General features: G+C 62.7%; 15 protein-coding genes. 8 read left to right on the forward strand and 7 right to left on the reverse strand.

Translation table 11 applies throughout. The annotated features are described in order from the left end of the window. The first annotated feature begins 111 nt into the window (after window positions 1-111). On the forward strand, window positions 112-690 hold the full coding sequence (locus tag DVK01_RS12575; RefSeq protein ID WP_121512536.1) for an FAD-dependent oxidoreductase: 579 nt from the start codon (window positions 112-114) through the stop codon (window positions 688-690). A 245-nt stretch (window positions 691-935) separates the two neighbouring features. Next, window positions 936-1,175, forward strand: coding sequence for a hypothetical protein (locus DVK01_RS22560; protein WP_233562775.1), 240 nt, complete (start codon window positions 936-938; stop codon window positions 1,173-1,175). 391 nt (window positions 1,176-1,566) lie between these two features. Here DVK01_RS22560 and DVK01_RS12585 read toward each other — a convergent pair whose 3' ends face one another. Beyond that, window positions 1,567-2,307 (reverse strand): ThuA domain-containing protein, encoded by a 741-nt coding sequence (locus tag DVK01_RS12585; protein WP_121536969.1) that lies wholly within the window; start codon window positions 2,305-2,307, stop codon window positions 1,567-1,569. A 623-nt stretch (window positions 2,308-2,930) separates the two neighbouring features. Between DVK01_RS12585 and DVK01_RS12590 the strand changes: the two genes are divergently transcribed. Beyond that, window positions 2,931-4,709, forward strand: a complete 1,779-nt coding sequence (locus DVK01_RS12590; RefSeq protein WP_101351727.1) for an L-lactate permease — start codon at window positions 2,931-2,933, stop codon at window positions 4,707-4,709. Window positions 4,710-4,734: 25 nt separating this feature from the next. Then, complete coding sequence (locus DVK01_RS12595) at window positions 4,735-7,779, forward strand: FAD-binding and (Fe-S)-binding domain-containing protein (RefSeq protein WP_121536971.1); 3,045 nt, start codon at window positions 4,735-4,737, stop codon at window positions 7,777-7,779. 30 nt (window positions 7,780-7,809) lie between these two features. Here the strand turns inward: DVK01_RS12595 and DVK01_RS12600 are convergent, their stop codons facing one another. The 6 genes from DVK01_RS12600 to DVK01_RS12625 all read right to left on the reverse strand — a co-directional run bounded on the left by DVK01_RS12600 (window position 7,810) and on the right by DVK01_RS12625 (window position 14,224). Then, a complete protein-coding gene (locus DVK01_RS12600) occupies window positions 7,810-8,256 on the reverse strand; it encodes a hypothetical protein (RefSeq protein WP_101351729.1) in 447 nt (148 codons plus the stop codon). Further along, the gene (locus DVK01_RS12605) at window positions 8,244-9,998 is read right to left on the reverse strand and encodes an Nramp family divalent metal transporter (RefSeq protein WP_121536973.1); all 1,755 of its coding nucleotides are present in this window, start codon (window positions 9,996-9,998) and stop codon (window positions 8,244-8,246) included. Before DVK01_RS12605 ends, DVK01_RS12600 begins: the two co-directional genes overlap by 13 nt. Before the next feature lie 8 nt (window positions 9,999-10,006). Next, on the reverse strand, window positions 10,007-10,579 hold the full coding sequence (locus tag DVK01_RS12610) for a helix-turn-helix transcriptional regulator (protein ID WP_101351731.1): 573 nt from the start codon (window positions 10,577-10,579) through the stop codon (window positions 10,007-10,009). Between the two features lie 210 nt (window positions 10,580-10,789). Next, window positions 10,790-12,124: a metallophosphoesterase gene (locus DVK01_RS12615; protein WP_101351732.1), complete on the reverse strand. Its 1,335-nt coding sequence runs from the start codon at window positions 12,122-12,124 to the stop codon at window positions 10,790-10,792. Between the two features lie 122 nt (window positions 12,125-12,246). Next, a complete protein-coding gene (locus DVK01_RS12620) occupies window positions 12,247-13,251 on the reverse strand; it encodes an alcohol dehydrogenase (RefSeq protein ID WP_198560274.1) in 1,005 nt (334 codons plus the stop codon). Window positions 13,252-13,399: 148 nt separating this feature from the next. Then, the gene (locus tag DVK01_RS12625) at window positions 13,400-14,224 is read right to left on the reverse strand and encodes a M48 family metallopeptidase (RefSeq protein WP_121536975.1); all 825 of its coding nucleotides are present in this window, start codon (window positions 14,222-14,224) and stop codon (window positions 13,400-13,402) included. A gap of 115 nt (window positions 14,225-14,339) precedes the next feature. Here DVK01_RS12625 and DVK01_RS12630 point away from each other — a divergent pair, with 115 nt between their 5' ends. From DVK01_RS12630 to DVK01_RS12645, 4 genes are all read left to right on the forward strand, one after another. Next, window positions 14,340-14,939, forward strand: coding sequence for a hypothetical protein (locus DVK01_RS12630; protein WP_121536977.1), 600 nt, complete (start codon window positions 14,340-14,342; stop codon window positions 14,937-14,939). Between the two features lie 125 nt (window positions 14,940-15,064). After that, window positions 15,065-15,856: an aldo/keto reductase gene (locus tag DVK01_RS12635; RefSeq protein ID WP_121537317.1), complete on the forward strand. Its 792-nt coding sequence runs from the start codon at window positions 15,065-15,067 to the stop codon at window positions 15,854-15,856. Between the two features lie 146 nt (window positions 15,857-16,002). Next, window positions 16,003-16,998 carry a DMT family transporter gene (locus DVK01_RS12640; protein WP_101351736.1) on the forward strand — a complete coding sequence of 332 codons (996 nt, stop codon included), beginning with the start codon at window positions 16,003-16,005 and terminating at the stop codon, window positions 16,996-16,998. Between the two features lie 59 nt (window positions 16,999-17,057). Then, a complete protein-coding gene (locus DVK01_RS12645) occupies window positions 17,058-17,804 on the forward strand; it encodes an NAD(P)-binding oxidoreductase (RefSeq protein ID WP_101351737.1) in 747 nt (248 codons plus the stop codon). Window positions 17,805-17,849: the final 45 nt, after the last annotated feature.

Genomic DNA, 17,849 nt, shown 5'->3' on the forward strand with positions numbered 1-17,849 from the left:
GCGTGCTTCGGGTCGGCTGTGCAAAACCGTTCTCATACTGCGCACCAAATCCGACTGGCCGTTTTCATTGGATGAAAACAATTACCAGTGAGCGAATAGAAATGTAGAAATATGACAGACATTCACATTGTCGGCGGCGGCCCCGCCGGCCTGAGTGCGGCACTGTTCGCACAAAAAAACGGACTGGAGACGACGGTCTTCGACACTGACGGGACGTGGATGCACAAAGCACACCTGTTCAACTATCTCGGGGTCGGGTCCCAAGACGGCTCCGCGTTCATGGAAACCGCCCGGTCACAGGTCGATAGCTTCGGCGTCGACCGAAAGCAGGGTACAGAGGTGACCGACGTACAGCAAACTGACGCCGGATTCGAGGTCACCACCGAAGATGACACGTACCAAGCGGCGTATCTCGTCCTCGCGACGGGGGCCAACCGTGACCTCGCTGCGTCGCTCGGCTGTGACATGACCGACGAGGATACCGTTGACGTGGACGTGACGATGGAGACGAGCGTCAACGACGCCTACGCGACGGGGGGTATGGTCCGAGCCGAGGAGTGGCAGGCCGTCATCTCTGCCGGAGACGGCGCGGCCGCAGCGCTGAATATCCTCACGAAGGAGAAGGGAGAGCACTTCCACGACTTCGATACCCCCGCCGACGCGGACGAGATGTTCGGCCCCGAAGCATAGGCCTCGAAGCGAGTTCGGGCAGGCCTATCTCACTACTACCCACCGGACACTGTGTCGCTGGACACTGGCCGGCGAACACAGACTGTATTCGACGATAGGCAACCTCACATCTCCTGACTCTACCCAAGTGCGTACTCTACGCTACTGCGACCGATACCAGCCACTACAGCCGGTCTGAGGTTCTGAAGACGACAGCTAGCATTATCCACTGATTCACTATGACATCACAGAGCCGTGAAGCTGGTATGAAGGAGGTCGCGTTCACCCTCAGGTTCGCTGCGGGTGCTGATCAAGTGATGGACCTGTTTCAGGAGTATCCGAGGGTACGACTTCGGAACGCCACGTGTACCGTGACTGAAAACGCCCTCTGGCGTATCGACCATGTTGACAGTCCCGCTGACGCCATCGCTGCGTTCGATGACGTGTTTCTCGATGCTGAACGCTGTAACGAGTGTCTCGACGGACCCTGCTGTTCTGCGACGTGAGAACACAGGTCCTTGATTGCCGACTCGCCAGCAGGACGGTATATACGTATCACGAGCAGGCTGACCGGTGTTGTGCCGTGCCTGCTGTCGTTACCGATTCTATTGGCGATGGTGTCGTATTCGAGTCGGAACGCACTGGGGCGCGTACCGATGGCGAGTGCTGTCGCCGGTCGGGACATCGTTTGAGCCGCTGTTCGACCGCCCCGAATCGACACTTCAGACGGGAATACAGCTCGATGTAGAGCACACAGGAAGTGCTGAACGGTGGCGAGCGAAACCACAGCCCGTGTTTCCACAGTGACCGCATCGAGTCCATTGCTGTGCGTATACAATGTAATAGAACGAAATCAAACACCTGTTACACACGATTCGGCTGTACGCGAGGCTGAAATCAGTGGACCGACCGCTCGTCGCTTTCGTCGATGTCTTCGATGGGGTCGGCGTTGCCAAACGACGGTTCCGGTCCGTCCCCTGCCGCGGCCCACTCGCAGGCATTGGCGAGGACCTGCTGGATAGCTTCGTCGTGGTAAATCGGATAGGTCTCGTGGCCCGGCCGGAAGTAGAAAATACGACCTGCGCCGCGGCGGTAGCAACAGCCCGACCGGAACACCTCGCCGCCCTCGAACCAGGAGTTGAACACGAGCGTGTCCGGCGCGGGGATGTCGAAGCGCTCGCCGTACATCTCGGTCTCCGGGAGTTCGATGTACTTGCCGACCCCATCGGCGATTGGATGGCCGGGTTCGACGACCCATAACCGCTCGGTTTCGGCGGCCTCGCGCCACTTCAGGCTGCAGGTCGTCCCCATCAGCTCGCGGAATATCTTCGAGTAGTGGCCCGAGTGGAGGACGATGAGTCCCATGCCGTCGAGGACCCGCTCTTTCACCCGGGCGACCACTTCGTCAGCGACCTGGTCGTGTGCGGCGTGTCCCCACCAGGTAAGGACGTCCGTTTCTGCCAGTACATCCTCGGTGAGACCGTGCTCGGGTTCTTGGAGTGTCGCGGTTTCCGCGTCGAATCCGCGCTCTTCCAGGGCTGAGGCGATAGCGCCGTGAATTCCATCGGGGTACAGGTCTGCGACTGCTTCGTGTTCCTGCTCGTGAACGTACTCGTTCCAGACTGTGACGCGTGTCATACTCGTGGTTTCCACCTCCGCCGTAACGGCGTTCGCCAAGCGGCAATCCGTACGACGAGCGAACGCGATACGGTCTCGTCTCCGCGACTGTTCGCTGAGGGACTCTCTACAGTACCGCTGTGCACCTCAGATACCTCTCTGTGTAGCTCAGCGCTGCGTGTCCGGTTCGCGAGCGCGCGCCAGCTCCGCTCGACAGTGGCTATGACGACCCCGACGCTGAGCGCCACTGCGACTCGATCTCCAACCCCATCCACAGGACCGCGAATGTCGCTCTGAAACCGTCAAATACAGACGACTGTATGGCGCTTCACCAAGAGTACAGTCGAGTGAAATCCCGGCGTAAAGAACTGCTATACCGGATACACACGACTGTATCCGATTTCGGAGGTTTGTACAAAACACTCCCTGATTTTTGTTGTATCAACGTCTCTCGCTCCCGTTTCGACGCTAATCTGAATAGACTATAATGTAAACAGTAGATAGGTATATATACTCCCTGCTAGACGACGTGACTGATGCATTCCATCAGAAACCGCTGTCTCGGAAGGTTTCGAGCGATAGAGCTGTGTACCGAGGTGGTTCCGAAATGAGAGCCCGCCATCGTTTCTCGGGGGTGACGCGCGATGTCTGAGCACACACTGGTGCTCATGGCACTACTCCCGCTAGCGACGATTGCGGTGCTGATGGTTGGCCTGTACCAGCCTGCGACACGGACAATGCCAATCGCGTGGGCGGTGGCGGCTATCGCCGCCTTCGTCGGCTGGCAGATGTCGCCGACGCTCATCGCCGCCGCGTCGATACGTGGCGCGCTGACAGCGACCAGAATCCTTGTTATCGTCTTCGGGGCGATACTCCTCCTGTACACGCTGAAACAGTCCGGTGCCTTCGAGGTGATCAATGCTGGGTTCTCCTCGATTAGCGACGACCGGCGCGTACAGGTCATCCTGCTCGTCTTCCTCATGGGGTCGTTCATTGAGGGTGCAGCCGGCTTCGGGACGCCAGCGGCTATCGTCGGCCCGCTGCTGGTCGGCCTCGGTTTCCCGCCGCTCGCCGCCGTGGTCGTCGCGCTCACGGGGAACATCCTCGCAATCACCTTCGGCGCGGTCGGTACGCCGCTGATTATCGGTCTCCGCGACGTGGTGTTCGCTGAGGGGACCGGTGCGGCACAGCAGGTGGTCCAGCAGGGCGGCTTCGAGAGCGTCGGCGCGTACGTCGCACAAATCGGTGTGTGGGCGGCGATAATCCACGCTATCGTCGGCATCGCCATCCCCTTTATCGGCGTGGCGATGATGACCCGCTTCTTCGGCGAAGAGCGGTCGATTAAGCCCGCGCTCGAAGTCCTGCCGCTGTGTCTCTTCGCGTGGGCGTCTTTCGCAATTCCCTACGTCGCGACCGCGTACTTCCTCGGTCCAACGTTCCCGGGACTGCTGGGTGCGATGGTCGGGCTCCTCGTCGTTACGACGACGCTCCGAGCTGGCTACTTCCTTCCCGACGATGAGTGGGACTTCGGTCCACAGGACCAGTGGCCGGACCACTGGATCGGTAGCATCGAACCCGGAGAGGGTGTCGGCACCACTACGGGCGACAGCCGGGAAGGCACGGTTGCAGCCGACGGTGGCACGGCAACGTTCGAAGAATCTCACTCGCAGGATATGTCGCTGGGGATGGCCTGGCTGCCGTACCTCCTCGTGGCTGCGCTGCTCGTCGTGACTCGTGTCGTCGGTCCGGTTCAGGAGTTCCTGGCGACCACCGGCGTTCTTATGTGGAACAACATCCTCGGCACGCCGTTCTCGGAGGGCGTCGAACTGTTCTACCTCCCCGGGAGCCTCTTCGTGCTGGTCGCGGTGATCACCTACGCGCTCCACGGGATGGACACTGACGGTATCAAAGCCTCGTGGAGTGAGGCACTCCGAAACATCGCACCAGCCGTCGTCGCGCTGTGGTTCGCAGTTGCCACGGTTATGATCATGCAACGGACCGGCAGTGCCGTCGTGCTGGAGACTGCGCCGATCAACTCCGGGATGCTCGGACTGCTGTCGGAGATTACTGCGAACACGACCGGCCAGATGTTCCCGTTCTTCTCGGGCTTCATCGGTGCGTTCGGCGCGTTCATCGCTGGCTCGAATACGGTCAGCGACATCCTGTTCGGGCTGTTCCAGTTCCAGGCTGCCCAGCAGATCGGTGCGCCGACGCAGATCATCGTCGCCGCACAGGCGGTCGGTGGCGCAATCGGTAACCTCATCGCGATTCACAACGTCGTGGCCGCTCTCACCGTGGTCGGCCTCATCGGCGAGGAGGGACGCGTCATCCGCCTCGAACTGATTCCGGTACTGTACTACGGCGTGTTCACGGGCATACTGACGCTCATCCTGGCCTACGTCGTGGCACCGGGCGCGTTCTAACTCGACTCCTCTTCCGTTCTTACTCATGGCATACGACTCCCGACCCCCCCAACAGCACGACCCGGCGACAGACCCGAGCGCGAACTACGACTACCAGGGCGACAGCGTCAACCGGCCGGACCTCGTTGCGGCCTTAGAGCGCCGCGTTGACGGCGACGTACGCTTCGACGCGTACACCCGGGAACTGTTCGCGACCGATGCGAGTGCCTACGAACAGCTCCCAATCGGCGTCGTCTCGCCGGTCTCGACCGACGATGTGGTCGCGGTGATGGAGTACTGCGCCGAGGAGGATATTCCGGTCCTCCCACGGGGCGGCGGGACCAGTCTCGCCGGACAGTCGGTAAACGAGGCGGTCGTCCTCGATTTCAAGCGGCACATGGACGAACCGCTGTCGGTTGACCCGGAGGCCGAACAGGTCCGTGCGCAGGTAGGCATCACGATTGCTCGACTCAACGACCGACTCGAACCCCACGGCCTGAAGTTTGCGCCGGACCCTGCGTGGGGGGACAAGAGCGTTCTCGGCGGTGCAATCGGGAACAACACGACCGGCGCGCACTCGCTGAAATACGGCAAGACAGACGCCTATATCGAAGAGTGTGAGGTCGTCCTCGCGGACGGCACCCGGACGACCTTCGGCTGGGTCGACGTCGACGACCTCGAAGCGCGAGCGGCCGAGGCCGGCCCCGACGCCGATCTTGAAACCCGGATTTACGCCGAAGTCGCTAAGATCATCTCGGAGGACGCCGACGCGATAGACGCCCGGTATCCGGACCTCAAGCGCAACGTCTCCGGGTACAACCTGGACGAACTGGTCGACAACGCCAGAGAGCGCGGCGAGGTCAACCTCGCCCGTCTGCTCGCGGGGAGCGAGGGGACGCTGGCGGTCGTCACGGAGGCGACGGTCTCGCTGGAACCCGTCCCCGAGGCCACGGCCGTCGCCATGCTGACCTACGACGATATCATCTCGGCGATGCGGGATGTCGACCCGATTCTGGACCACGACCCCTCGGCCGTCGAGGTGATGGACGACGTATTGCTGGACCTCGCGGCGGAGACGCCGGAGTTCGCTGACGTTGTCGGCATGCTCCCCGAGGAGACCGACTCGACGCTGCTCGTCGAGTTCTACGCCGATTCGCCAGACGACGGGGCCCAGAAAGTCGCCGACCTGCTCGCCGACCGGCTTCCGGGCTACGAAGCACGAGAATCGCCGCGTGACGGGGCCGCTTCCGTCACCGACGCCCCTGTTCACGCTGTCGACGCGCTGGAGGCGTACGACGCGGACCGGCAGGCGAAGTTCTGGAAGATGCGCAAAGCCGGGCTGCCGATTCTGCTGTCCCGAACGGGCGACGACAAGCACTGGCCGTTCGTCGAGGACACGGCGGTCCCGGCCGAGAACCTCCCGGAGTACGTCGCCGATATCCGGGAGTTGTTCGACGAGCACGACACCTTCGCCTCCTACTACGCCCACGCCGGCCCCGGCGTCCTGCACATCAGGCCGCTGTTGAACCTGAAATCCGAGGACGGTATCGAGACCATGGAGGCCATCTCCGACGCCATCACGGACCTCGTCGTCCAGTACGACGGCTCCGTCTCCGGCGAACACGGTGACGGCCGCGCCCGGACCCAGTGGAACCGGAAACTGTACGGCGACGACCTCTGGGAAACGTTCCGCGACCTGAAATCGGCGTTCGACCCCGACTGGCGGCTGAACCCGGGGAACATCTGTGGCGACCACGACCCGGCCGACGACCTCCGGTACGACCCCGATTACGCCTTCGACGCGGGCTTCGAGCCCACGCTGGAGTGGGACAACGACAACGGGTTCCAGGGGATGGTGGAACTCTGTCACGGGTGTGCGGGCTGTACCGGCCACCAGGAGACCACCGGCGGCGTCATGTGTCCGACATACCGCGCCGCCGAGGAGGAAATCACCAGCACCCGCGGCCGGGCCAACATGCTCCGGTCGGCGATGGACGGTGACCTCCCCGACGACCCCACCGACGAGGAGTTCGTCACCGAGGTGCTGGACCTCTGTATCGGCTGTAAAGGCTGCAAGAAGGACTGTCCGAGCGGCGTCGACATGGCGAAGCTCAAAGCCGAGGTGGTCCACGAACACCACCAGCGCGAGGGCATCTCACTGCGAGATCGGCTGTTCGCCAACGTCGAGACGGTGCTCTCGCTCGGGAGTGCATTCGCTCCAGTGTCGAACTGGCTGATGGACCTGCCGGGGGCGGGCCGTCTCATGGAGAAAACGGTCGGCATCACGGAAGAGCGCACCCTGCCCGCCTTCCACCGGACCACGTTCCGGGACTGGTGGGCCGACCGCGGCGGGGCGCTTGTCGCGGCGAGCAGAGCCGACCGGAAGGCGCTCTTGCTCGCCGACCCGTACACGAACTACAGCCACCCCGATGTCGGGAAAGCGGCCGTAGAAGTGCTCGAGGCGGCGGGCGTCCACGTCGTCATGCCAGACGACGTGACAGACAGCGGTCGGCCCGCGTTCTCCAAGAGTATGCTGGACCACGCTCGCGAGACGGCACGGGCAAACGTGGACGCGCTCGCGCCGCGAATCCGTGAGGGCTGGGACGTTGTCACTATCGAACCCTCCGACGCGGTGATGTACCAGGTCGACTATCGGGACCTCCTTTCCGGCGACGACGTCGACGCCGTCGCAGAGAACACGTACGGCGTCTGCGAGTACATCGACACGTACCGGCTAGGGGAGGCTATCTCCTTCGGTGACGCTGGCGACTCGCTAGCGTACCACGGCCACTGCCACCAGAAGGCGACGAAGAAGGACCATCACGCCGTCGGCGTCCTCCGGCGGGCCGGCTACGATGTGGACCCGCTGGATTCGGGCTGTTGTGGCATGGCCGGCTCCTTCGGTTACGAGGCCGAACACTACTCAATGAGCGAGGCCATCGCTGACCTCCTGCTGGGCCAGATAGATGACTCGCCGGCCGAACAGGTCGTCGCACCCGGCGCGTCCTGTCGGTCTCAGATAGACGATTTCGGCGACGGCGACGCGGAACCGCCCCACCCAATCGAGATGGTCGCGGCGGCGATACGGTAACCGGGTGCCTGGTGATACCTCCGTCTGCAGTCAGAACCCGATACCGTCCCTTTGTCTGACGGTGACGTCGTGCCCGTCTACCGTTGACCGAAGCGCCTGTGTGAACGGTTCGGCGTCGAACTGGCCGTGGACGCGAAGAGTCGTTGCGGAGTCTGTTCGGGGCCGTGCTGTGATTTTCGGCCGACCGACTCGGCCACCAGTGTGGATATCGACACTGTCGAGTGTGTCGTATGACTGCGTGTCGACCTGTTCGGCTGTCTCGATGGCCGCCGGGACGCCCTCTTCGACCACCCGTGAGGCGAACGCGGCGGCCCGCTGACCCGGCGATCCGAACACCAGGTCGACGGGGGTAAGATAATCGTACTCGACGAAGTAGGCTCGTTCCGTACAGAACAACACGTCGACCAGCCGAAGCGGGTACGATCCTCGCATCGTATAGTGCAAGTGGACGCGGAGTTCGTCGGTCACGAGAACCACCCTTTCGCAGCGGCCGCATCAGCGACCGTTCCGTCTGCCGCGACCTTCGCACGTCCGACTCGATACATCGTGTACAGCTGGACGAGCAGGAAGACTGCCCAGAGGACGTACCCTCCCGGTCCACTGCCGAGTACGGCTGGCTGGACGGTGAACACCCGCAATCCCAGTCGTGTCGTCAGCCCCGTGCCAATCAAGAGGACGCTGAAATAGCCGAAGAACGCGGCAGCGACCCACATCGCGACGATGCGCCCCCAGCCCGGAATCGTATGCTCCGGGAGCCGGACCGTGTTGACGAGCTGTACGATGACGATGTAGGGCCACATCAACAACCCGGACATCGCCGCCCCAACGACCAGGAGTCCGAAGGGGTCGGATATCGATATCGGCAGGCTGAGAATGAGCACGCCCCAGCCACAGAAGACAGTCAGCAATCCCCAGAACAGCCGCGGCAGACTCCAGCCCGCTTCTCGGCCGTACAGCTCGTAGATAATATCGGAACTGTTCCGGACGAACGACTCGATGATCGCGTATTCGGTTGTGAACAGGGCGAGAAACAGCGTGACGTAGATGACGCTCGTCGTGACCCCGCCGACCGATGGCGCGATCTCGATGAGCCACATATCTACTGCGTCACTCGTCGTCCCCGGTGCCTGCGACACGGCGATGACGACCAGTATCGTCGTGACCAGAAGGAGACCAAGCAGGAAGGTCAAGAGGTGTTCGAGCTGTGTCACGCGCCACCAGCCCCGCCAGCGTTTGAGGTTCTGCGTGTCCGGGGTGAACGTGAACCCGTCTTCGTGGACGGTTTCGGGGTCGTCGCCGGCGAAGGGGTTCTTGATCCGGCCCTGATACCGGCCCATTCCATACCCTTTCTCGCGTATCCAGAGGCTCTGTGAGAGGTTGAGGTAGCCGCCAGCCCCGGCGTAGGCCAGCGCCCCGACCAGCACGGCGATGGTCCCGACCGGCGAGTAGTCCCCGACTTCTGTCAGACTTCCTGGAACGCCAAACAGCACGTCCACTGACCCGATGAGCACGAACAGCAACAGTGTAAACGCGATGGACAGTGCCACCAGAACAAGCTGGAGGCTCTCGACGACATTGTACATCAGCGGCGTCACCTGGTAGGTAATCCAGATGAACACCATGAGCCCGATACCGAACAGTCGCCAGCCGACGATGTCGACGCCGGCGAAGTCATACGTACCGAGTGCGAGCCCTTCGGCCCCGATTCGTGCGGCGCTTGCGGCCCAGCCCGGCCAGCCGAGACTGACGAACCCGCCCAGTAGCATGGCCAGCGGGAGGACCGGATGAACCCGCTCGAACGCCCGAAACACGCTCTCACCGGTCGCAAGTGTCCACCGCTGTATCTCGGTGTTGATGATAAAGTGGAGGCTGACAGCCACGAGGAACAGCCAGTACAGTCCCCACCCGTAGCTGGCGACCAGATGCGGCCAGAACAGCGTTTCACCGCTCCCGAGCGACGCCCCGAGCATGATTGCGCTGGGGCCGACGACGTGGCGGAGCTTCGGCACCTTCGGCAACGAGAGTTCTCTGAACCGCCCGCCTGTTCCCGTGTCCGGATGGGCATCACTCTCCGGTGCCGCTTCGAGATTGTCGTATGCGACCGGGGTGTACGATGAGATAGGATACCGCTGCTCTTTGCGAGAGGCGTACACCTCCTCTGTCTCTGACTCCGTCTCGTCTGCTACGTCCGACTGTTCCGTCGGCTTTTCCTCTGGCATCGATGAACTCACCCACCGACGTAGTGCCAGACGTGCTCGTGGTCGGCAGCCAGGTCAACCTGTGGGAGGTCCTCTAGAGCGGGTCCGATTGCGTCCCACCACTCGTCAGCGGTTTTGTAGCCCGCCGGGTGTTCCTGAAACACCTCGGTAATGAGTTTTCCGGCATCGGTATCAGGGTTTTCACGAAGATAATCGTACGCGGCCCGCAACGCCGTACGTCGGTCGTCTAGTGTATCCCCCGTCCCCGGTAGGTCCGCATCGGCGATACTGTGCTCGACTGGTGGCTCGCGGTCCCGTTGTGGTTCCGTGCCTGGGCCGACGAGCTGGGAGAACGGGATCCACCAGACCCGACTCCGTGCGCCGACTTTTCGCGTTTCCAGCTCCCCTCGCTCCACGAGTATGTCGAGCTTGTTGTGTGCCGTCTTCCGGGAACAGCCGAGCGCGTCCATCACATCGGTTGCCGTCAACGGCTTCGCTTGGTCCGTCCGGTCTTGAAACACCGAGAGCACTCGCTCCGGTGTGAACTCTGCCGTGGACGGTGGCGACCCGTCAGCCTGACCATCGTCCGCGGTATTGCTCATACGTAGCCATTACAGTCGTATGTAATAGACTTTTCTGCACGAATCTCCGTTTCGGGAGCGAACGCTTACCCGGCGTCAGACGCTCGATAGGTCTCAATCACACACGAAGGTATGAACGACCCCTCTCAGTAGACTCAGCAACAATGCGGTGCCGAGACTCCGCTCTATCGGTTCACTGCCGCAGCCATCGCGCTTCGTTCGGTCTAATTTTCACTCAGCAGGCTCCGGCGGAGGCACCGACTGCTCGGTTTCTACGACCGCACGCTCCGGAAGCTCGGGGTTGGGTCTCCGACCGACTGTCAGCAGCCGCTCGGTGAGTGTCAACTCCTCCGGGCTGGGACTCGGTTTCTGAACCTCCTCGTAATCGACGACCACCTGCCTGCCTTCGGCGGTGATGCGCACCGCACAGAGCTGGTAGGAGGGGTAAAACACCGGGGGCAGAAGCCCGATAATGCCGTCCCGACGGTGAAGGCGTTTGAGCCAGGTCCCGGTGTTGACGACCAAGCCGCCGTCGACCGACTGTACGCTCGGCCGGTGTGTGTGGCCGTAGCAGAAGACAACAACGTCTTCCTTTTCTTCGAACACTTCCTGGGCGGCTTCCCTGTATGGCGTCTGGGTGTCGACTGTCAGGTCAGTTTCGAAGACCCCGAAGCGGTTGATTGTCTTCTTGATGTCCCGGCGCAGCAGATACAACGGGATGCCAACGAGCAGCAGAAGGCCGGCGAGCGACGCATTCACGACAAGCAGCACCCAGATGGCGGTGCCGACCGTACCGAACTGGCCCAGAAACGATGTCGTCGTTTCGACCGGCGCGGACCAGACGCCGAGGAGATTCAGCGCTGCCAGAATCGCCAGGAGTGCGCTGATATTGAACAGCAAGAGGAACGGTACCAGCGCATACCGAAGCAAGGGGTTCATCTCGCGATAGAAGTACTTCGAGAGCATCCACACCGGAACCCGCTCCGTCGGCGTCACAGCCTGGACATCCTTGAGCCAGTTGTACCGGCCCCGGTCTGAGAGCTGACCGGCCCGGCTCGTGACAAGTGTGTTGTAGTAGTAGCCAAGCGGCGTCACGTTGGTGTCGCCCCAGTCCTCGATACGGTTGTTTGGGTCCTGCTGATTACCGTGTTCGAGGTGGATGGCCTTGTCACCAACCGGCCGGGTAACCGACTTCGACTGGACGAGAGTGACGTTGTACGCCGCGAACCGCTCCACGTACTCGTCGTAGGCTGCGAGTTCGTGGTCGTGATTCCCCGGAATCAGGGTTATTTCGATGTTCTCGCCGGTCTTTCGCAACTGCTCGAACAGGGTCGGATAGGTCTCTTCGAGGGCGTCGAACTTCTCCAGTCCCGACATACCGGTAAACTCCCATAGCCCGAACGCGTCTCCGTTAATGAGCAACTCGGCGTCCTCGTCGGTGGTTTCTAACCGGGTCAGAAAATCGAGCAGTTCGTCGAGAAATTCCACTTCCTCTAGCTGCTCGTCGCCGCCGATGTGAAGGTCGCTGATGACGTAATAGACGCGGTCGTCGGCGGTGCCGTCCATTGAATACGGGTTCTTGACCCACGGACAAAGGCGTTGCTCTCCGGTAAATCACGACGGGAAGCGGGATCGTAACTATGACCGTACGCCAGAGCCCCGCTCCAGCCGGTACTGGACCTGCCTGATTACAGTTCAAGCACGGCTCGGAACCGCGCTTCGTTGTCGATCATCCGCCCGTACGCTTCACTAACGTCCTCGAGCGGGTAGGTCTCTATCTCCGGCGCGATGTCGCGGAGCGAACTGAACTCCAGCGTGTCCTGTGAGTCCCGTGCGTGTCCGGAGGCCCAGCCCTCGACAGCGCCCCGACTCTGGACGAGTTGCTGTGCGCTCACTTCAACTGGCTCGCCGGGAACACCGACGACGACGACAGAGCCATCGACACCGACTCCGCTGACGATTGAACTGATCGCGTCACTCGATGGTGCCGTCGCCAGCACCACGTCGGCCCCGCCCAGCTCTTGCAGTCGCTGGCCGGCATCCGTCTCCGCCGCGTCGATGAAGTGGTCGGCTCCCAGCTCTTTCGCTAGCGATTCCTTCTCCGGCGTCCGGGAGATGGCGGCCGTCTCGAAGCCGGCTGCGTGTGCATACTGGATGCCGAGGTGACCGAGGCCGCCGACACCCTGCACGGCGACGAGGTCACCGACGTTCGCATCACTGTTTCGGAGCGCGTTGAACGTTGTCACGCCCGCACAGAGCAGTGGTGCCGCGGCCGCCGCATCAAGTGATTCCGGAATCTTCGCGAGCGCCTCCGATGGTGCGGTCATGTACTCCGCGTACCCACCGTCGTAGCTTAGCCCGGTAATGTCGCCGTTTTCACACTGGAGGAAGTTCCCCCGGCGACACTGATCACACGTCGAACAGTGGCCGCCGTGCCAGCCGACGCCGACCCTGTCGCCCACGTCCCAGGCGTCGACAGCGTCGCCGACGGCGTCGATGCGACCCGCCACCTCGTGGCCGGGAACCCGCGGATAGGAGACGCCCGGATAGGTCCCTTCTTTCGCGTACACGTCGCTGTGACAGATGCCACAGGCGTCCACTGCGACTCGTACCTCGCCGTCGTCCGGGTCGGGGATGTCCCGCTCGACGACCTCGAAGTCTGCCCCTGGCTCAGGCACAACCGCCGCTTGCATCGTGTCGGACATAGCGTTACTTTCGGCTCGATGCTGATAAACGGCCAGTTAGCAGCTATCTCTCTGTCGACATTCGCTAACACAATCAGACCGCGAGACCTCCGAGACAGTGTCGGTGATTCGAAGAAGACGGTAGACCCGTCAGCGCTCAAGAGCGGAGCCGCTGGATGCGCTTCTCCGTCGGCGGGTGGGTCGAGAACAGCCGCTCGAACAGCCCCTTGTCGGCGTTGAAGATACAGAGGGCGTTCATGCTGTCCTCGACTGTCGATTCGCGTCCTTCGGCACCGCGAGAAATCTTTTCGAGCGCCCGGGCCAGCGGCTCGCCGGTGCCGATAGCGCGGCGAGCGTCCGCGTCGGCGACGTACTCGCGGTAGCGGGAGATGGCAAGCACGAACACCACGACCAGCCCGTTCGCCAGCGAGGAGGCGACCATCGCCAGGAGCCAGGAGCCGATGTTGCGCTCGCCGCCGAACAGCACCGCGAAGTAGGCGACGTAGCCGACGAGCATCCCGATGGACTGGCCCACGACCATCGTGATGACGTCCCGGTTCTTGATGTGGGCCAGTTCGTGTGCGATGACACCTTCCAGTTCGTCATCGTCGAGGAGTTGCATCAGTTCGCTTGACACGACGACGACGCCTGCACCCTTCCGCCCAACCGCAAAGGCGTTGGGGACGCCCATGTCCATCACCATCAGCCGTGGCTCCTCGACATTCATGTCTCTGCAGAGCCGGCGAACCATCTGGTGAACGTAGCCGAACCGCTGGTCGTCCGGCATATCCTCCGCACCACGGAGCGCCAGCCACTTCCCGAGCTTGTACTGGATCGCTGGCACGACGAGGATGCCGACGAGAAGCACCGGGACGAGCGGCAGGCCCAACAGCACCGACAGCGCCGTGCCGGCGAACACGTAGAACGCGAACAGAATCGCACCGACCACCAGCATCCGCACCTGTAGTCCGAAGTCTGTCATACAGGGTCAAATCTGCCCGGCCGTATAAACAGTCTGGCTGATGATGCCGGGGCCTCGTTCCGCTTTCTACGTGGGGTAGCAACACCTATACAGCTGGGTACGGAACCGCTCCGACGTGTCCCTCCAGCGCTACGTCGGACGGTTCCGGCCCTACTCTCTCCCCACCTGTCTGTTCGCTCTGGTTGCGGGTACCGTAACTCTCGTCCCGCCGCTGGTGCTCGGGGAAGCGACCGCCCGCACGTACGCGCTGACCGTAGCAGTACTCATCGTCGCCGTCTCGTCGGTCCTCCCGTACGCCGTCGCCGTTGCCGTCCTGACCGTTCCGTTCCCCTACGCCGGACTGGGGAGCTACGCGGCTCCGGCCGCCGGCGAGCCGTTCTCGCCAACCGCGGCGCTCCGCCACGCCGTCGCCGGCGTCTCGTACGTCGTCGCAGCCACCGCCGTCGGCGCTGTCGCCGTCGGCATCGACTTCGCGGTTTCGAGCGGCTCGAACCCACTACAGGCGGTACAGTTTCCGGGGCTCGGGGTTCCGCCGTTCCTGACGCTCGGCGGCGCGGCCGTCGCCGCCGTCTACGTCGTCGTTCAGCTGTGGCGATACGACAGCCCGCTCGCCGAGATAGGGCTGAACGCGGTCCTCGGGACGGTGGTCCTCGGCGTTCTCCTCGCTGCGTCGCCCGTCGCCGCGCTCTGGCTGTTCGGGACCTATGGGTTCTGAATGCCCGCGCCCCCGTTACACAGGCGGTTTTCCACGCCGTCTTCAAAACGTCTTAAAGTCGCAAGCACCGGATATCGGATATGACGAAACAACAGTCCCCGACAGGCGGCCCGCGAGCGAGCGGCATGCCGATGCTCGGTCTCGGCACCTGGCAGAACGACGACGCAGAACAGTGTGCTGAGAGCGTTCGGACGGCTCTGGAAGCCGGCTACCGACATATCGACACTGCACAGGTCTACGACAACGAAAGCGCCGTTGGTGACGGAATTGCCGCGGCTGACGTCGAGCGTGACGATATTTTTCTGGCGACGAAAGTATGGATCTCGAATCTCTCACACGACGACGTGATAGAAACGACCGAGGAGAGCCTCGACAAACTCGGTGTCGATTCTGTTGACCTGCTGTACGTCCACTGGCCGGCACGCGAGTACGAACCTGAGGACACACTCCCGGCGTTCGATGAACTCGTCGACCGCGGCCTCATCGACAACGTCGGCGTCTCGAACTTCGAACCGAACCACGTCGAAACGGCGATGGACGTCCTCGACGCGCCGGTGTTCGCAAATCAGGTCGAGGTCCATCCGTTCCTCCAGCAGTCGGAGCTGCGCGAGCACGCGGCCGAACAGGACTACGAACTGGTCGCGTACTCCCCGCTGGCACGCGGTGAGGTGTTCGGCCACGATGTCATCGAAGCCATCGCCGACGACCACGACGCCAGCGAGGCGCAGGTCAGCCTCGCCTGGCTCCGCGAGAAGGGCGTGACGGCGATTCCGAAGGCCACGAGCGAAGCTCACATCACCGACAACCTGACGAGCCTCGACCTGTCGCTGACGGACGCCGAAATCGACCGTATCGACAGTATCGATACTGTCGACCGACGCGTTGACCCGGACTTCGCGCCGGCCGCGTGGGACTGAGTCGACGCCGGCGTTTCCTGGTCGGGAAGTCCAAATCGGCTGTCGGTCCGTGACACCACGTCTCCCACAGCCCTCTTCACATTTCGACCCATTGAACAGGTAATGAGATATTTTCGTTTTAATGGGTGGTCCAACTGACCTGGCCTATGCTGCGGTCCGCGGTCACTGAGCGCCCCTCAATCCCGGCCCGCTATCGTGACAGTGCGCTGTTTGTCCTGCTTGCGGTACTGTTTGGCGGTTCGTTCGTCGCGATAAAAACCGGACTCCGTGAGCTGCCACCGGTGCTGTTTGCCGGCCTCCGGTTTGACCTGGCAGCGGTGACGCTGCTTGGCTACATCGTCGCTACCCGGCCCCGGTCGACGTGGTTACCGCAGACTCGCGGCGACTTCGTGGGCATCGGGATGGCGGCGCTGTTCCTCATCGCGCTCAACAACGGATTGTTGTTCCTCGGTCAAGGCACGACGACGCCCGCGGCGGCGTCTGTTATGTACGGCCTGAACCCGATACTTGCCCCCGTGTTCGCCTGGTGGCTGCTGGGCGACCGCCTGTCGTGGCTCGGTGCGGTCGGTATCGGAATCGCGCTGAGCGGCGTCATCATCATCGTGCAGCCGTCGCCGTCGACGTTCACTGATGCGAGCGCTATCGGGCAACTTCTGGTCCTCGGTGCGGCCGCGGCCGTTGCTCTGGGCAGCGTCCTCCTCCAGCGTGTCAGCCCGCAGATGGACAGTACACCGCTGACGGCGTGGGCGATGGCCGTCGGTGCGGTACTCCTCCACATTGCGAGCCTGCTGGTCGGGGAGCCGCCCACAGCCGTGATCGGCATCGGGCCTGCAACGATTGCGAGCATCGTCGCTGTGGGCATCCCGTCGACAGCGGTCGCGTACGCCATCTACTTCGGCCTCATCAAACGCATCGGCCCGGTTCGCGCGAATCTGGTCGCGTATGTCGTCCCGATCTTCGCCGCGCTCATGGGATGGGTACTACTTGGCTCGTCGGTGTCGCTGTGGACGTTCGTGGGCTTCCTCGTCGTCGTTGCGGGCTTTGCTCTCATCGAGCGTGTGACGATTCGGATGGAACTGCGCAGGCTCTATCGTCGGTTCGAGGACACCGCCCCAAAGCAGACGCCGCCGTGTGACGACTGAGCAAGTCGACAGGTGACACAGGCCCGGCCAATCATGTACGGGCAGCCCCTAGCTGTGACATGGACCCTTCTGATGTGCAGACCGTGTTTGTCGCCGGAGCCAGCGGCGGAACCGGGCGAGCGACGCTCCGATTGCTCAGTTCGCGCGTGCCGACGGTCCGGGCACTGACCAGCACACCGGCAAAAACAGACGACCTGCAGGCGGCCGGCGCTGACGAGGTTGTCGTCGACGATTTGCTGAACCCGACTGCGCTGACCGATGCGCTCTCTGACGTTGATGTCGTCCTGAGCGCGGTCGGCTCGAACATCACGGACGTCTGGTCCCGGGACGAGTACGTCGACGGCGCGGGGACGATCAATCTGCTCGATGCGGCTGTCGACGCCGGCGTCGAGGCGTTCGTCATGGAATCCGCTATCGGCGTCGGTGACGAGCCAGCCAGTCCGCTCGCAGCGGCGTTTGATGTCGTCATTCAGCCGATTCAACGAGCCAAAGCAGAAGCCGAGGCCGCGATCCGCGAGGCCCCGGTTCGGCACACGGTCCTCCGACCGGGCCTGCTCACGAACGGGCCGCGAACTGACACCGTCTCCGTCGCCGAGCCCGGAGCGAAGCTCTGGGGCAGCGTCTCGCGGGCCGACGTGGCCCGACTGATGATTGCTGCGCCCGTTACGTCGGCGGCCGCCGACCGCACGCTGGAAGTCGTTGCGAAGCCGTCGTTCCCGAAGCGCGCGGAAAATATCGACTGGCAGCTCCCACGAAACGAACGGGGCGGAACAGTGACGGTTGATACCCCTGACGACGGGCCGTAGTGGGCAACCCACCCGTGTGCAAATACGGCTCCAGCGTGAAAGGAC

Source organism: Haloarcula sp. Atlit-120R (genome assembly GCF_003665885.1).
GTDB lineage: Archaea > Halobacteriota > Halobacteria > Halobacteriales > Haloarculaceae > Haloarcula > Haloarcula taiwanensis.

What these genes read in the sequence shown, in the direction of transcription:
- DVK01_RS12575 (WP_121512536.1), top strand. Translation starts at nt 112, where the DNA reads ATGACAGACATTCACATTGTCGGCGGCGGCCCCGCCGGCCTGAGTGCG.
- DVK01_RS22560 (WP_233562775.1), top strand. Translation starts at nt 936, where the DNA reads ATGAAGGAGGTCGCGTTCACCCTCAGGTTCGCTGCGGGTGCTGATCAA.
- DVK01_RS12585 (WP_121536969.1), bottom strand. Translation starts at nt 2,307, where the DNA reads ATGACACGCGTCACAGTCTGGAACGAGTACGTTCACGAGCAGGAACAC.
- DVK01_RS12590 (WP_101351727.1), top strand. Translation starts at nt 2,931, where the DNA reads ATGTCTGAGCACACACTGGTGCTCATGGCACTACTCCCGCTAGCGACG.
- DVK01_RS12595 (WP_121536971.1), top strand. Translation starts at nt 4,735, where the DNA reads ATGGCATACGACTCCCGACCCCCCCAACAGCACGACCCGGCGACAGAC.
- DVK01_RS12605 (WP_121536973.1), bottom strand. Translation starts at nt 9,998, where the DNA reads ATGCCAGAGGAAAAGCCGACGGAACAGTCGGACGTAGCAGACGAGACG.
- DVK01_RS12610 (WP_101351731.1), bottom strand. Translation starts at nt 10,579, where the DNA reads ATGAGCAATACCGCGGACGATGGTCAGGCTGACGGGTCGCCACCGTCC.
- DVK01_RS12615 (WP_101351732.1), bottom strand. Translation starts at nt 12,124, where the DNA reads ATGGACGGCACCGCCGACGACCGCGTCTATTACGTCATCAGCGACCTT.
- DVK01_RS12620 (WP_198560274.1), bottom strand. Translation starts at nt 13,251, where the DNA reads ATGCAAGCGGCGGTTGTGCCTGAGCCAGGGGCAGACTTCGAGGTCGTC.
- DVK01_RS12625 (WP_121536975.1), bottom strand. Translation starts at nt 14,224, where the DNA reads ATGACAGACTTCGGACTACAGGTGCGGATGCTGGTGGTCGGTGCGATT.
- DVK01_RS12635 (WP_121537317.1), top strand. Translation starts at nt 15,065, where the DNA reads ATGCCGATGCTCGGTCTCGGCACCTGGCAGAACGACGACGCAGAACAG.
- DVK01_RS12640 (WP_101351736.1), top strand. Translation starts at nt 16,003, where the DNA reads ATGCTGCGGTCCGCGGTCACTGAGCGCCCCTCAATCCCGGCCCGCTAT.
- DVK01_RS12645 (WP_101351737.1), top strand. Translation starts at nt 17,058, where the DNA reads ATGGACCCTTCTGATGTGCAGACCGTGTTTGTCGCCGGAGCCAGCGGC.